Consider the following 14,458-nt stretch of genomic DNA (forward strand, 5'->3'; position numbering starts at 1 on the left):
GACAGTGGGCGTTTATGAGGAATTTCAATGAGTTTTCTGTTTTCAGCTGAGATGCTTGATCACCGGTTACCAAAGACTATGCAAATCTTCACTCTGATGCGTGATGCCATTATTGCGATGCGTCTTCCCCCCGGTGAAGTGATTCAGGAAAAAGAGATTGCCGCTCAACTCGGCCTCTCGAGAACTCCCGTTCGTGAAGCGCTTCTGGCTCTTGCAAGTCAGAATCTCATCATTGTCAGACCAAACCAGGGCACTATTGTCAGCCCCATCGACATAAAACTAGTGCTTGACGGTCAGTTCCTGCGTGAATCTCTTGAACCCCGGATTGCGAAACTTGCCGCACGGTTCTACCGACCTGAGTATAATATTGAATTTGATGAAATTATTAACCGACAGCGCTTCGCGGCTATAAATGCTAACACGAGCTATTTCTTTGCACTGGATGATGAGTTTCACAAGCTGATTGCAAAGTGCGCTAACATGCCAGAAATATGGCTGACGCTGCACGGTGGTACCGGGCATCTTGATCGGGTTCGCAGGCTGGCTTTCACAGTGGAACAACACTATGAATCAGTGATCAATGAGCATGAAGCGTTGTACCATGCTGTTCGTCGCGGAGATGAAACTTCAGCCGAAGAGCTGATGACTGTTAATCTTGAAGTATATGACAGCCTTATGATCCTGCTCGATAAGCACCGGCATTATTTTGAAAAAGATGATGCCATTTTATCCCGTCTGGATTCAAAAAAAGGATTGCGTCATTTGCTCGGGTAATAAAAAAGAGGCTGTCGCCTCTTTTTATATTAATGTGATATCTGCCCAATAAATTGTCTTGCTCGTTCGGATGTCGGGTTAGTAAAGAATTCATCCGGCGAGTTAATTTCGATAATTTGTCCTTTATCCATAAATACAACTCTGTCAGCTGCTTTTCTGGCGAAATCCATTTCGTGTGTGACGCACATCATGGTTATTCCACTTTCGGCCAGTGATAAAATAACATCCAGTACTTCTTTCACCATCTCAGGATCGAGTGCTGAAGTTGGTTCATCAAGCAACAGAACCTGGGGTGTCATGCACAACGCACGAGCAATCGCGACGCGCTGCTGCTGGCCGCCTGACAGCTGACTGGGATAGTGGCTCATCTTATGAGACATGCCGACTTTATTCAGAAATTTAACTGCACGCTCATGAGCCTCGTTTTTCGACACTTTCAATACCGACTGGGGAGCCAGCATGCAGTTCTCAAGGGCTGTCATATGCGGGAAAAGATTGAAGTTCTGGAAAACCATACCCGTTTCACATCTGACTTTGTCATCACCTGATCGCGTCACGCCTAAATCGGTACCGTTTACGACCAGCTTGCCTTCCTGATATTTTTCAAGTCCATTCACACAGCGAATGAGCGTTGATTTCCCGCTTCCGGACGGGCCGCATACAACGACTATCTCACCTTTGCTGACAGAGAGCTCAATATTCCGCAGCGCGGCGTAATCGCCATACCATTTATTGACGCCATGAAACTGCACGATAAGTTTGTGATTTTCTTTATCAGTCATTTTATTCTCCGGACCTTCAGGCCCTGACCATGTGTCTTGTCAGACGGTTACTGATTTTCAATACCAGGCGGCGAATGATTTCTACAATGGCCAGGTAAATAATTGCTGCCCATAAATAAACCTGGAAATCGAAAGAGCGTGAAAAGGCAAGCGCGGTGGTTCCCATCACTTCCATAACCGTGATGGTGCTGGCGATTGCTGATGACTTCATCATCAGTACCAGCTCATTTCCCAAAGGGCGCAACGCGACAATGGAGGCCTGAGGAAGAATGATTTTCAGAAAACCGGAGGTCCGTGTCATTCCTAATGCATGAATGGCTTCATGCTGACCACCTGGAACCGACTGGATCGCACCGCGCCAGATTTCAGCCTGATAAGCCGCTGTATTTAGCGTAAATGTGAAAACGGTACACCAGTAAGCTTCACGGAAGAACCACCATAAACCGAGCCCCTGTAATTCATGCCTGAACTGACCTGCGCCGTAGTAAACCAAAAATGTCTGGGCCAGTAGCGGTGTGCCACGGAAAAAGTAGATGTAAGCAAGAGAAACTGACTTCAGTATCGATGAGCCAGACATACGCAGCATCAGGATTAACATTGACAGGATCGCACCGGCAAAAACTGATGTCAGTACTATCTGAAAGGTAATGCCAAGACCGTTCAGCATGCGGGGACCGTATTCCTGTAAAAGCTCAAACATACTTACCCCCTGGCGTAAAAGCGATTGGCTCTGCGCTCAAGGAAACTCAGAATGAGTCCTGATACAGAGGAAAATACCAGATAAACGGCACATGCGAGCGCGTAAAAGAAAAAAGGCTCTTTTGTCGAATTTACCGCTATATAGGTTTGTCGCATCAGGTCTGACAGCGCAATTACGGAAACCAGCGAGGTATCTTTCAGCAGCACCAGCCAGACATTGCCAAGACCCGGCAGAGCGGTTCTCCATAACTGAGGAAGCGTTACGCGGAAGTAACTCGTCCTCGCAGACAATCCCAGCGCGTAAGACGCCTCATATTGTCCCTGTGGGATTGCTCTTAATGCGGTATAAAAGATTTCACACGAAAAAGCTGCGAACACGACGCCCAGCGCAATCAGGCCAGCAATAAAACCATTAATCTGTGGTGTTTCCCAACCGATAAAATCGCATGCCATCTTAATCGCGAGCTGCGAGCCATAGAAAATAATAAAGATGGTCAGGAGCTCCGGAAGTGCACGGAAAATCGTGCCATAGGCAATGCAAAATCGTTGCACCCATTTTTTATGGCTTAACATTCCGCTTGCCAGCAGCAGCCCTATAACCAGACCAAACGGCAGCGTTGCAACCGCAAGTTCAATTGTTAACAGTGCTCCGGACAGGATGGGCTTCGCCCATCCTCCATTCCCGAATGACAGATAATTCAGGTATTCACCCATACGGTACCTTCTGCTTACAAACAGGCTTTACTTAATCGAAAAGTCGAAATATTTCTTGTTGATTCGGTCGAAGGTTCCGTCAGCAATAATGGCTTTAATTGCCGCATTGAACTGATCGCGCAGGTCCGCATCGGATTTACGCACGCCTACGCCTTTTCCTACGCCAAAGTATTTTTCATCGCGAACATCACCACCCACAAATTTGCAGCATGCCCCTTCAGGAGACTTCATCCAGTCAGAGAGGATTGCAGCATCGGAAAACACGAGATCGATTCGACCGTTAGCAAGATCCATGTTGGCATCGTCGACGGTTTTATACATTTTGACGTCGGTATCTTTGAAGTTGTCCTCGAGATAGGTCGCCTGAGAGGTCGAGCCCTGCACACCAACAGTCACGCCTTTCAGTGAAGCTGGTGTGGTTTCTTGTATGTCACTGTCTTTAGTCGCGATAAAGCGGGCCGGAGTGGCGTAATACTTGTCAGTAAAATCTATCTTCTTCTGACGCTCAGGGGTAATGGACATACTTGCCACGATTGCATCATATTTGCCAGACATCACCCCCGGAATCATGCCATCCCACTCCTGCGACACGATGTTACATTTGGCTTTCATCTTTTCGCATAGTGCATTAGCAATATCGACATCAAAGCCTGTCAGTTTGCCATTGGCAATGTAGCTAAACGGTTTATACGTACCCTCTGTAGCAATGCGGATTTCTTTCCATTCCTTAGCCATTGCTGCCTGAGAAGACAGGCCTGCTACTAACATGATCCCTGCAAGAACAACTTTAATAACTGACATGGCGACCTCACTATGTGTTTTGATATACTGATATATTAATATGCAAAAGACATGCCACTTAATGATTGGTTCGTACAAGGCTATTACACAGTGGGGGGTTTTAAATATTCTGGTACTTTTGCACCATTCAGAGGCAAAGCGAACCCAAAAGAGTGCACGTTCGATATACAACTTGAGCAATCCATGCTTGCTGCCAGCTTTACATCATTACTCATCGCATCTGTTACTTCGATACAGGACGAAGCAATCTTCCGGGAACTGGATAAGATGGAAAATCCATTAAGTTTTTAACAAGACGGTTGGTCAATCCATTATGTACTGGAACAGTCATTAGAGGTGAATTTGCTACAACACTTTGCTGTTAAGCACTATAAATTTTCCAAAATATTAACGTCCGCTTCTGGCACTAAGCAGACGTTAAGACTTACAGCATCGGGAAGCTTCTGAATGCCGCGTCAGCGGCATGGAGGCGCCAGCTGAAGCTGCATGGAGTACTGCGGGCAAATGGCGCCGTCGCCCGGCGCAGCCGGCTACTGTGTTGACAGGTTCTGCCTCACCGACCCCCTTCCCTTGTATCTAACAGTTTGTGGTGATTAGCTACCACCACTGAAGCAGAGTGAGCCGCCCCCTTCCCTTAAGGTCAGAAAAGTCGGCACCGCTGAACCTTGATTTGCAGCACATGGCCCTCTGCTTCACCTTTCACGCCAGCACATCAGGTTGAACGGTTACCGGGAGCTCGACTCCGTATGTACAAGGCGAACAGGCGTGACGGTTTATGTGAGAGGAGTTTGACCATGTTTCCAGTCGGCATTGACGTAAGTAAAAACACCCTGGATCTTTGCATGCTTTATGACGGTATCAAAGGACGCATAAAAACCCGTAACATCCAGAATAACAGACATTCAGTTGAAAATATTCTTCACTGGCTCAGGCTTCAACATTGCAGTCCGGAAGATGTTCATGTGGTAATGGAAGCTACCGGTGTTTATCACGAACAGCTGGCCACTGAATTACATGATGCCGGTTTCCGGGTTTCTCTGGCCAACCCTCACCGTAGTCGGGAGTTTGCGCGTGGCATGGGAATCATGACAAAAACGGATAAGGTGGATGCGTATATGCTGGCCTGTTACGCATTCCTTAAGAAGCCACACCGCTGGGAGCCGCCGGCACCCGAAATCAGATATCTCGGTGCACTCCTGCGACGGCGGGATGTTCTGCTGGGTGATGCCCTGCGTGAGGAGAACAGACTGGAAAAATACCTGTCGACAGACACACCTGCAGATATTATCAGTTCCTGCAGGCGTATGGCGCAGCTTCTGCGCGAGGAGATAAGTAATATCGAGCGGCAGATAAAAGCACATATCAAAGCCAGCCCTGCACTGAGGCGTGATTATACACTGCTGACCTCAATTAAATCGGTTGGTCCCCAGCTGGGGATGCATATGCTGATCGTGCTTCGCAGCCATAACTTTGTATCGGCTGAGCAGGCTGCCGCCTTTCTGGGCGTGGTGCCGATCGAGAAACGCTCAGGCACATCGGTCCGGCGCCGGCCGCGGATGTCGAAAATCGGCCCCCCTCAGTTGAGAGCGAAGCTTTACATGTCCGCCCTGTGCGGAAAAATCTACAATAAGCGAATGCGTAATATTTACGATGAGATGTGCCTGCGGGGTAAACCTAAAATGGTGGCCATTGGCGCGCTGATGCGGAAACTGGTGCACTGGTGTTATGGCGTCCTGAAGACCGGAACCGTTTTTAATGACGAAGACCTGAAACCGGTACTGTCAACCTGACTATACCAGGCTGGCATCAAACACAAGGTAACGCTCACTGCAATAAGTGAGCGCAGTCCGTTATGAGCGAACAGCGGAAGTTCGGAATGCATACTTACTACGACGCATGTTAAGCAGTGGGGAGCAGGTCAGACCCTGGTTGCTAATCACTTAAGTTCTGATCTTTAAGTTACAGCCCACACGGAATGCTCTTCCTATTTCGAGATATTCAGCTCTCGCGGCACCGGTCAGCTGCTGCGACTGCTCAGTAAACTTGGCCATATTGACCTGATCCTCGTTGATTAATACACCGCGATGTTAGTAGACTGGCCCCCTGAATCTCCCCACAGTATAAAACCTGCATTGTTCGGCGTTAACTCGTATCGAAGCATGGGCTCAATCATCCTGTTGTTTCAGTCGGAGGAAAGTCTATCAGTAAAGAGAATCAGAGATCAAAGTGGTCATTTTAATTGAGCCGGATAACGGACATTTCAATTGAGCTTTGACACATGGTGTAAGCGCAAAGCGTTATTGTCGTCTGAGCACAATTCACACGCGTCGTGTACGCTAAGCCTTCATTTTGCTCAGCACAGGACCGCGATCTTATGTTGGTGACTATGACAGACAAAGAACTTTACCGGCTTGGCATCATTCAGCGAGTATTTGACCGGGCTTTGCTTCAGCGCGACGCTGCAGATATTCTTGAACTCGGTGTTCGTCAGGTGCAGCGTCTTGTGCGCCTGTACCGGACAGATGGCGCAACCGCGTTTGCATCTTCCCGCCGTGGACGTCCTGCAAACAACCGGATCGATGAAGAAACTCAGGGGGCGGTTGTCGATAACAAACGACTGGGTGCCGTTCTGAGGCTGGCACAGCAGAAACAGGGTAAGTGATGTTGCGAGAACACTCAGTTGTGCCCGTTCATCCGTTGGATGCTGGATTAACTGGTTTACACAATGAGGTGTTGAAGGCCTAAAATCCTTGCCCGCAGGACGCTCCCGACGTTGGCCCTTCGAGTATATCTACACCCTGTTATGTGATCTGATAAGGCATTCTCCCGGCGACTTTGGTTACCAAAGTTAACGCTGGAGTACACAGCTACTGGCAATAAAAATCAAAGATATAACCGGATGCAGGTTACATGCTGGAACGCTCAGGCGCTGGTTGCCATTGGCTGAATTAGTCTGGCGCAGAGTCGCACCAACCTTGCGTATCCGTGACCCGCTTTAGGATGAAAATTTAGTCCAAATATGGTTTTTGACAGGGATATATTCTAAACCAGTATCACATTTTACGAGTAGAAAGAAGAATACTTGTTTCTGTATTTGCCACCCCAGGGATGCGCCGAATCCCCCCTAAAACCTTGTCAAACTCTTCAAGACTGCGGGTGTGAATTTCTACCAGGATATCCCAGCGGCCATTTGTTGTATGCAGCGTTGCTATTGCTGCTTCTCCCTGGAGTTGATGAATGATTTTTTGTGCCTTATTACCTTCAATCGCAATACTCATCCAGGCCCGTATAAGGTCCGTCTCCGGTTCCTGCCGTATGCGTACAGTGTAACCGCTGATGGTGCCGTTCGCTTCCATCTGATCAAGATGCTTCTGCACCGTTGCGCGTGATACGCCGATACGTGTAGCAATTTCACTGACCGGGATACGAGCATTGTCTCTTAACAGTGTGATGATTCTGTGGTCAATGTCTCCCATGAACAAATTGCTCCATAAGTGTATAAAATTTGATAAAAAATAATGCAATTTGATTCATTCTGTCAACTGTGCACCTTACACAATGATCGCTATTCTGAATGCATACCAAAACTGAGACAGAATAATGACGACTTTCATTGATATTTCACATATGCAGCAACTGATCAGAAAGACCGGTGTGCAGCAGTTCATTACAGAGCTGACTGGATTTATAGAAGATGATTATCGGAACTGGGCTCATTTCCAGAAATGCCGGCGGGTCGCCAATCATTCAGCGCTGGGCGTTATAGAACTGATGCCAACTGCCAGCGAAATCCTCTACGGATTTAAATACGTTAACGGGCATCCGTCGAACGCGGATAAAAATAATCTGACGGTCATGGCATTTGGGGCACTCGCAGAAACAGACACCGGCTATCCCCTGCTGTTAAGTGAACTTACGCTGGCTACAGCGTTACGTACTGCTGCCACATCAGTACTGGCCGCAAAATATCTTGCGCCACATCATGTCAGGACCATGGCGGTGATTGGGAACGGTGCACAAAGCGAATTCCAGATTCTGGCATTCCACACGTTGCTCGGCATTAATCACTTCCGTCTTTACGATATTGATCCCAGAGCTTCTGAAAAACTAAAAAATAATCTTACAGAGTATCAGGCGATTCATCTACACATATCCGATTCGGTGGCAGAAGCAGTTCAAGGCGCGGATATTATCACCACGATCACGGCGGACAAAAAGAATGCCACCATTATCAAGCCCGAGATGATATCCGACAATGTATATATAAATGCTGTCGGTGGTGACTGCCCTGGGAAAACGGAAATTCATCCCGATATCATTAACCGTGCCAGGGTAGTGGTTGAATATGAGCCTCAAAGCCGAATTGAAGGTGAAATTCAAAATATGCCAGCCAGTTTCGCTGTTACCGAACTCTGGAAAATTATTAACGGTAATGTTAATAATCGTGATTTCCAGCACGGGCTGACTGTTTTCGATTCAGTGGGGTTCGCCATCGAAGATTTTTCCACCCTGCGCTATATCAGGCATCTGTCTGAAAAATATCGTATTGGTGAAAAAATCGAATTAGTGCCACAGCCTGCCGATCCTCGTGATTTGTTTAGTTATATCAAATAGCCCTTGTCAGCCTAGGTGAAAAATGCAAACCACCAGTCGTATTTTCATGGTTCGTCCCGCGTCCTTTACCGTTAATCAGGAAACCGCCGTCACAAATTATTTCCAGCAGACCGCGCAAATTCCTGATGCCGCACAATCCCTTGCGCTTGCCGAATTCACCTGCTATGTCGACACCCTGCAACAAGCGGGTGTCGACGTACATGTTTTCGACGACCCCACGGGAACGGATACCCCTGATTCGTTGTTCCCCAACAACTGGCTGACGCTGGGTCAGCAGGGCGAGGCCATCCTCTACCCAATGGAAGCGCCAAATCGTCGCAAAGAACGAAATCCTGAACTGATCGCCACACTGTCAGAACACTTCACTATTAACCAGGTCATTGATCTTTCGGCGTTTGAGCAACAAGGGGAATTTCTTGAAGGCACGGGTTCTATGGTGTGCGATCACGAGAATAAAATCGCCTGGGTTTGTCGCTCTTCGCGAAGTTCGCCACATGTCATGACGTCGGTAGAAGAAATTACCGGTTACCGCGCAATGTGGTTTAACGCTGACGACCGCAGACAACAACCGATTTATCACACCAATGTAATGATGAGCATCGGCAAAAAATACGCGGTGGTTTGCTTTGAAGCGATCAGAAACCGTCAAGAAGCCGCCGTACTCTATAATGGGCTACGTCAGGCAGGTAAAGAAATTATCGATATTACCCTGACACAGACAGAAAACTTCTGCGGCAACATTATCGAATTGCATGCCGAAAATAATGGACATCCTATTCTGGCGATGTCAAAGAGAGCCTGGCAGGCGTTTACTGACTCTCAGCGGCATATTCTTTCAGATTACGCTACTATTGTCGCACCGTCTCTGGATATTATTGAACAACTCGGCGGTGGCGGGGCGAGATGTATGGTTGGTGAAATATTCAGCCCACGGCGTTAGAAAAAAATACTCGTGTTAAAAAATGGCGAAATATCGCCATATTTTGTACACATGCAACAAAGCATGTCATGGGTTGACTCCTGTATTTAAATCCAGGGGTTAAAAGTCATACATTATTTTTTACAAATAAATCTTTCGTGCAATGCTGACAAAAAACAGAGTCTTTTAGTGGTTTGTTATATTTCTGCTTAGGTGATTCATTTTGGTGCATTGCACCACCAGTGAGATCCATTGTAGTGCATATTGTTTTTTATTTGCAAGCACGGCATGCATTATTTTTTGATATGCATATTTGTCGTAATTCCGATGCTCTTAATTATGAATAGTGAAAACCTTAGCCGTTTATCACTTCACGTTTAATCGCCAGGAGGTCTTATGTCCCAGCATGCGAATGCGGTACACCGCGAAGATTTTGACAGATATATGGTTCCGGTATATTCCCCTGCCCCGTTCATTCCCGTACGCGGGCAAGGCTCCCGTGTATGGGACCAGAACGGAAAAGAGTATATCGATTTCGCTGGCGGTATCGCGGTGAATGCACTCGGGCATGCTCATCCTCAGTTGCTGGCGACTCTGCAAACCCAGGCGGCCAGCGTCTGTCATCTGGGCAATGGCTACACCAACGAGCCGGTGTTGCGGCTGGCGAAACAGCTGATTGACGCCACCTTTGCCGACAAGGCGTTCTTCTGCAACTCCGGTGCGGAAGCCAACGAAGCAGCGCTGAAACTGGCGCGGAAAGTGGCCTGCGATAGCGGTGTGCCGAACAAAACCCGCATTCTGGCGTTCTGCAACGCCTTCCACGGCCGTACGCTGTTTACCGTCAGCGTGGGCGGTCAGCCGAAATACGCGAAAGACTTCTCGCCGCTGCCGGGCGGCATCGAGCATGTACCGTTCAACGATCTGGCCGCAGCTGCAGCAGCGATCGACGACCAGACCTGTGCCGTGATCGTCGAGCCGATTCAGGGCGAAGGCGGCGTGCTGCCTGCGGACACGGCTTTCCTGCAAGGGCTGCGTAAGTTGTGTGACCGCCACGGTGCGCTGCTGATTTTTGATGAGGTACAGACCGGCGTCGGCCGCACCGGCGCGCTGTACGCGTATATGGAATACGGCGTCATACCAGACATTTTGACCAGCGCCAAAGCACTGGGCGGCGGATTTCCGATCGGTGCCATGCTCACCACCGATCGGTTTGCCCCCGCTTTCAGCGCAGGCACACATGGTACTACCTGGGGTGGTAACCCCTTAGCCAGCGCCGTTGCCGGTACGGTACTGGCGTTGATTAATACTCCTGAGGTGCTGGACGGCGTGGCCCTACGCCACCACTGGTTTATCGAAGGATTACAAGAGATTAACGCCAGATTCCCGCTGTTCAGCGAGATCCGCGGCCGTGGATTACTGATCGGCTGCGTGATGGATCAGGCCTTCGCCGGTCAGGCTAAACGGCTCACCAGCTATGCCGCAGAAGAGGGATTGATGGCGCTAATCGCCGGGTCCGAAGTGGTGCGTTTTGCCCCCTCGCTGATCATCCCCGAGGCCGATGTGCGTGAGGGGCTGGCCCGGTTTGCCCACGCCGCGGAACGCCTCGCCGCCGCAACCGGGAGTGATGCACGATGATGGTTATTCGTCCCGTTGAGTCCCGCGATCTGCCTGCACTGATGGCACTGGCCGGCAAATCCGGTGTTGGACTCACTTCCCTGCCGCAAAATGAAGATATTCTGGCCGGGCGCATCACTCGTTCTCAGGAAACCTGGCAGGGCCTGCGCCCCCGTGGTGAACAGGGTTACCTGTTTGTGCTGGAAGACACAGATAGCGGCCGTGTCGTGGGCATCAGTGCCCTCGAAGTTGCCGTGGGGTTACACGAACCCTGGTACAACTTCCGGGTTGCGCCACTTGTGCACGCCAGCACCTCACTGAACGTGTACAGTTCGCATCAAACATTATTTCTCAGTAATGACCATACAGGTTGTACAGAATTATGCACGCTGTATCTCGACCCGGAGTGGCGGCATAGCCATAACGGCAAATTACTCTCCAAAGTACGGTTTCTGTTTCTTGCCGCGTTCCGCGACTGCTTCGCCCAGCGCGTAGTGGCGGAAATGCGCGGCTACAGTGACAGCAACGGACGCTCACCGTTCTGGGAGGGGCTCGGCAACCGATTTTTTGCCATGGACTTCGCCCACGCCGACTACCTGACCGGTATCGGCCAGAAAGCATTTATCGCCGAGCTGATGCCCCGGTATCCGTTGTATATCGATTTTCTCCCCGAAGAAGCCAGAGCCGTGATTGGGGAGGTTCACCCGGATACTGTTCCGGCCCGCCGACTGCTGGAGACCGAAGGGCTGCGCCACCGCGGTTACGTGGACATCTTTGACGGCGGCGCCACGCTTGAGGCGGAACTGGACGAACTGCGGGTAGTAAAAGAAAGCCGCAAAGTCACGGTGTCGACCAACGAAGCGCCAGTATCGACACCTGACTCCACGCTGCTGGTCGCCAATGATCGCTACCTCAACTATCGCGCGACGTTAGCACTCGGCCATTTTTCTCCCGAAGGCGTTCTGTACCTGACGCCGTCCACAGCGGACGCGCTGGAAATCAAGACAGGCGATCGCGTTCGGGTGGTTTCCCTCAATCCGCTGGAGAACCTGTAAATGTTGCATCCTTCACTCTATATCGCAGGTCAGTGGCGGCATGGCCGCAGTGCTGAATTTATCAAGACCGATCCGCTGGATAACCAGCCGCTGTGGCGGGGCCGGGCGGCGGATTCGGCAGACATCGCCGACGCCTGTGATGCGGCGCGCACGGCGTTCCCCGTGTGGGCGCGGCTGACGCTGGGGCAGCGCACGGCTGTGGTTGAGCGTTTCGCCACGTTGCTGGAACAACACAAGGCGCAACTGGCGGAAGTCATCAGCCGCGAAACCAGCAAGCCGCGCTGGGAAACGCTGACTGAAGTGCAGTCGATGATCGGCAAGGTTGACATCTCGCTACGCGCCCTTGAGCAGCGCACCGGCGACAGCCATACCCCGATGACCGACGGCGCGGCCACGCTGCGGCATCGTCCGCACGGAGTACTGGCGGTGTTTGGCCCCTACAATTTCCCCGGACACCTGCCTAACGGCCACATCGTCCCCGCACTACTGGCGGGTAACTGCGTGGTGTTCAAACCAAGCGAGCTGACGCCGTTCACCGCTGAAGAGACAGTTAAGCTGTGGCAACAAGCCGGACTGCCGAAGGGCGTGCTGAATCTGGTGCAGGGAGGACGGGACACTGGCGTGGCGCTGGCCGCCAGCCCGGCGATCGACGGCCTGTTGTTCACCGGCAGCGCCGGTACCGGCTACCAGCTGCACCGCCAACTGGCCGGTCAGCCGGAAAAAATTCTGGCGCTGGAGATGGGCGGCAACAACGCACTGATTATCGATGAGGTTACCGACGTGAACGCGGCGGTCAACCTGACTATCCAGTCCGCCTTTATCTCCGCCGGGCAGCGTTGCACCTGTGCCCGTCGTCTGCTGGTCAAGCACGGCGCGGCGGGCGACGCATTCCTGCAACGGCTGGTCACCGTGGCGGGTCGCCTGCGCGCTGGTCGCTGGGACGCGGAGCCGCAGCCGTTTATGGGCGGGGTAATTTCCGCGCAAGCGGCGGAACGCATGATGGCGGTACAGCAGGCGCTGCTGGAACTGGGCGCGACGCCGCTGCTGGCGATGACCCGGCCGGAGGATAACAACGCGCTGCTGATGCCGGGCATCCTCGATATCACCGGCGTCGATGGCGTGCCGGACGAAGAGTATTTCGGTCCGCTGACCTGCGTGACGCGCTATGACGAGTTCGATGATGCGCTGCGTCTCGCCAACCACACTCGCTTCGGGCTGGCTGTAGGGCTGGTGTCGCCAGACCGGGCGCTGTTCGACCGCCTGCTGATGGAAGCGCGCGCCGGAATCGTCAACTGGAACAAGCCGTTGACCGGCGCATCGAGCGCCGCGCCGTTCGGCGGCGTGGGGGCCTCGGGCAACCATCGCGCCAGCGCCTTCTACGCCGCCGACTACTGCGCCTGGCCGATGGCCTCGCTGGAAAGCGCAGCGCTGACGCTGCCCGCCACCTTGCCGCCAGGGCTCAACCTTAATGATGCGCAGAGCGGGAACAGAGAAGCATGATGAATAATTTTTTAGATCTGACGCTTCGTGGCATGGTACCGGACGTTCGCAGTGAGGGTGGAAAAAACTTATCCTGGCACTGGCGGGGGGAAGGAATACTGGAGCTGGTTCCCCATACCGGTTACCAGCGCGCCATCGTGCTGTCGGCAGGTATCCACGGCAATGAAACCGCCCCGGTAGAACTGCTTGCAGCGATAGTAGATGACCTGCTGGCGGGTAGATTACCGCTTGCCGCTCGTCTTCTGGTACTGTACGGCAATCCACCGGCCATCCGCGCCGGACAACGCTACCTGACTCACGATCTCAACCGCCTGTTCTCCAGCCGTCATCATCAATATCCTGGTGGGGAAGAGTCGGCACGCGCCCAGGAGCTGGAGCAGACCGTGACCGACTTCTTCACCCGGGACAGCGATAGCGACAACATCGAACGCTGGCACTTCGATCTTCACACCACCCGACATGCTTCACACCTGCCGCGCTTCGGCCTGCTGCCTTTTCAGACCCGCCACGGCAGCGCGGCCTTGCTTAGGGCACTGGATGCTGCCGGTCTGGATGCGCTGGTCCAACATACCGAACCGGGTGCCACCTTCAGCCATTTCACCAGTGAACAGCTACGGGCAGACAGTTGCACGCTTGAGCTAGGGGGCGCCCGGCGCTTTGGCGAGAACGATCTCAGCTCGTTTGGTGCGGTGGATAGCATGTTGCGCGCCCTGATCGGAGACGCGCCGTTGCCGGTTCGTGCTGGCAACCCCATGCGTTATTTCAGGGTAAACCGGTCGCTGATTAAACACAGCGAGCTCTTGTGTTTTCATCTGGACGCTGACGTTCCGAACTTCACCCCACTCCCGGCCGGCACCCTGATCGGCGAGCTGCCAGGAGAATGCTGGCGGGTGGAACACGGCACCGAATGGATACTGTTTCCCAATCCCAACGTCACCGTCGGACTACGCGCCGGTTTACTGCTGGCAGAGGAAACCGGGACATAA

15 protein-coding genes and 1 pseudogene are annotated in these 14,458 nt (G+C 51.9%); 11 read left to right on the forward strand and 5 right to left on the reverse strand.

The window, feature by feature from the left end; all coding sequences use genetic code 11:
- Positions 1-27 precede the first annotated feature (27 nt).
- On the forward strand, positions 28-774 hold the full coding sequence (locus tag L362_RS00305) for a GntR family transcriptional regulator (protein ID WP_023345553.1): 747 nt from the start codon (positions 28-30) through the stop codon (positions 772-774).
- 29 nt (positions 775-803) lie between these two features.
- Here the strand turns inward: L362_RS00305 and L362_RS00300 are convergent, their stop codons facing one another.
- The 4 genes from L362_RS00300 to L362_RS00285 are packed head-to-tail and all read right to left on the reverse strand — an operon-like array spanning position 804 to position 3,770.
- Positions 804-1,556: an amino acid ABC transporter ATP-binding protein gene (locus L362_RS00300; RefSeq protein WP_023345554.1), complete on the reverse strand. Its 753-nt coding sequence runs from the start codon at positions 1,554-1,556 to the stop codon at positions 804-806.
- A gap of 16 nt (positions 1,557-1,572) precedes the next feature.
- Complete coding sequence (locus L362_RS00295) at positions 1,573-2,256, reverse strand: ABC transporter permease (protein WP_023345555.1); 684 nt, start codon at positions 2,254-2,256, stop codon at positions 1,573-1,575.
- A gap of 2 nt (positions 2,257-2,258) precedes the next feature.
- Entirely contained in the window at positions 2,259-2,969 is a 711-nt protein-coding gene (locus L362_RS00290) for an ABC transporter permease (RefSeq protein ID WP_023345556.1), read from the reverse strand.
- Between the two features lie 27 nt (positions 2,970-2,996).
- Positions 2,997-3,770: a lysine/arginine/ornithine ABC transporter substrate-binding protein gene (locus L362_RS00285; protein ID WP_023345557.1), complete on the reverse strand. Its 774-nt coding sequence runs from the start codon at positions 3,768-3,770 to the stop codon at positions 2,997-2,999.
- 51 nt (positions 3,771-3,821) lie between these two features.
- On the opposite strand from L362_RS00285, the gene L362_RS24845 reads away from it, so the two are divergent.
- The 4 genes and pseudogenes from L362_RS24845 to L362_RS24330 all read left to right on the forward strand — a co-directional run.
- Positions 3,822-4,061, forward strand: a complete 240-nt coding sequence (locus L362_RS24845) for a hypothetical protein (RefSeq protein ID WP_127807690.1) — start codon at positions 3,822-3,824, stop codon at positions 4,059-4,061.
- 503 nt (positions 4,062-4,564) lie between these two features.
- On the forward strand, positions 4,565-5,560 hold the full coding sequence (locus tag L362_RS00280) for an IS110 family RNA-guided transposase (protein WP_023345558.1): 996 nt from the start codon (positions 4,565-4,567) through the stop codon (positions 5,558-5,560).
- A 596-nt stretch (positions 5,561-6,156) separates the two neighbouring features.
- Positions 6,157-6,432 (forward strand): helix-turn-helix domain-containing protein, encoded by a 276-nt coding sequence (locus L362_RS00275; RefSeq protein WP_172616466.1) that lies wholly within the window; start codon positions 6,157-6,159, stop codon positions 6,430-6,432.
- A pseudogene (locus L362_RS24330) lies at positions 6,410-6,763 on the forward strand (IS630 family transposase); the annotation flags it as partial. The gene L362_RS00275 and the pseudogene L362_RS24330, both read left to right, overlap by 23 nt.
- Before the next feature lie 60 nt (positions 6,764-6,823).
- Here the strand turns inward: L362_RS24330 and L362_RS00270 are convergent.
- A complete protein-coding gene (locus L362_RS00270) occupies positions 6,824-7,246 on the reverse strand; it encodes an Lrp/AsnC family transcriptional regulator (RefSeq protein WP_023345561.1) in 423 nt (140 codons plus the stop codon).
- 124 nt (positions 7,247-7,370) lie between these two features.
- Here L362_RS00270 and L362_RS00265 point away from each other — a divergent pair, with 124 nt between their 5' ends.
- The 6 genes from L362_RS00265 to astE all read left to right on the forward strand — a co-directional run bounded on the left by L362_RS00265 (position 7,371) and on the right by astE (position 14,458).
- The gene (locus L362_RS00265; RefSeq protein WP_023345562.1) at positions 7,371-8,384 is read left to right on the forward strand and encodes an ornithine cyclodeaminase; all 1,014 of its coding nucleotides are present in this window, start codon (positions 7,371-7,373) and stop codon (positions 8,382-8,384) included.
- A 22-nt stretch (positions 8,385-8,406) separates the two neighbouring features.
- A complete protein-coding gene (gene ctlX / locus L362_RS00260; protein WP_023345563.1) occupies positions 8,407-9,324 on the forward strand; it encodes a citrulline utilization hydrolase CtlX in 918 nt (305 codons plus the stop codon).
- 375 nt (positions 9,325-9,699) lie between these two features.
- Positions 9,700-10,938 (forward strand): bifunctional succinylornithine transaminase/acetylornithine transaminase, encoded by a 1,239-nt coding sequence (locus L362_RS00255; RefSeq protein ID WP_023345564.1) that lies wholly within the window; start codon positions 9,700-9,702, stop codon positions 10,936-10,938.
- Complete coding sequence (astA, locus tag L362_RS00250; RefSeq protein WP_023345565.1) at positions 10,935-11,972, forward strand: arginine N-succinyltransferase; 1,038 nt, start codon at positions 10,935-10,937, stop codon at positions 11,970-11,972. Before L362_RS00255 ends, astA begins: the two co-directional genes overlap by 4 nt.
- Entirely contained in the window at positions 11,973-13,472 is a 1,500-nt protein-coding gene (gene astD, locus L362_RS00245) for a succinylglutamate-semialdehyde dehydrogenase (RefSeq protein ID WP_023345566.1), read from the forward strand.
- Positions 13,472-14,458 (forward strand): succinylglutamate desuccinylase, encoded by a 987-nt coding sequence (astE, locus tag L362_RS00240; protein ID WP_032638114.1) that lies wholly within the window; start codon positions 13,472-13,474, stop codon positions 14,456-14,458. The genes astD and astE overlap by 1 nt, the downstream gene beginning before the upstream one ends.

It is taken from the genome of Enterobacter sp. MGH 16 (assembly GCF_000493175.1).
Taxonomy (GTDB): domain Bacteria; phylum Pseudomonadota; class Gammaproteobacteria; order Enterobacterales; family Enterobacteriaceae; genus Enterobacter; species Enterobacter roggenkampii.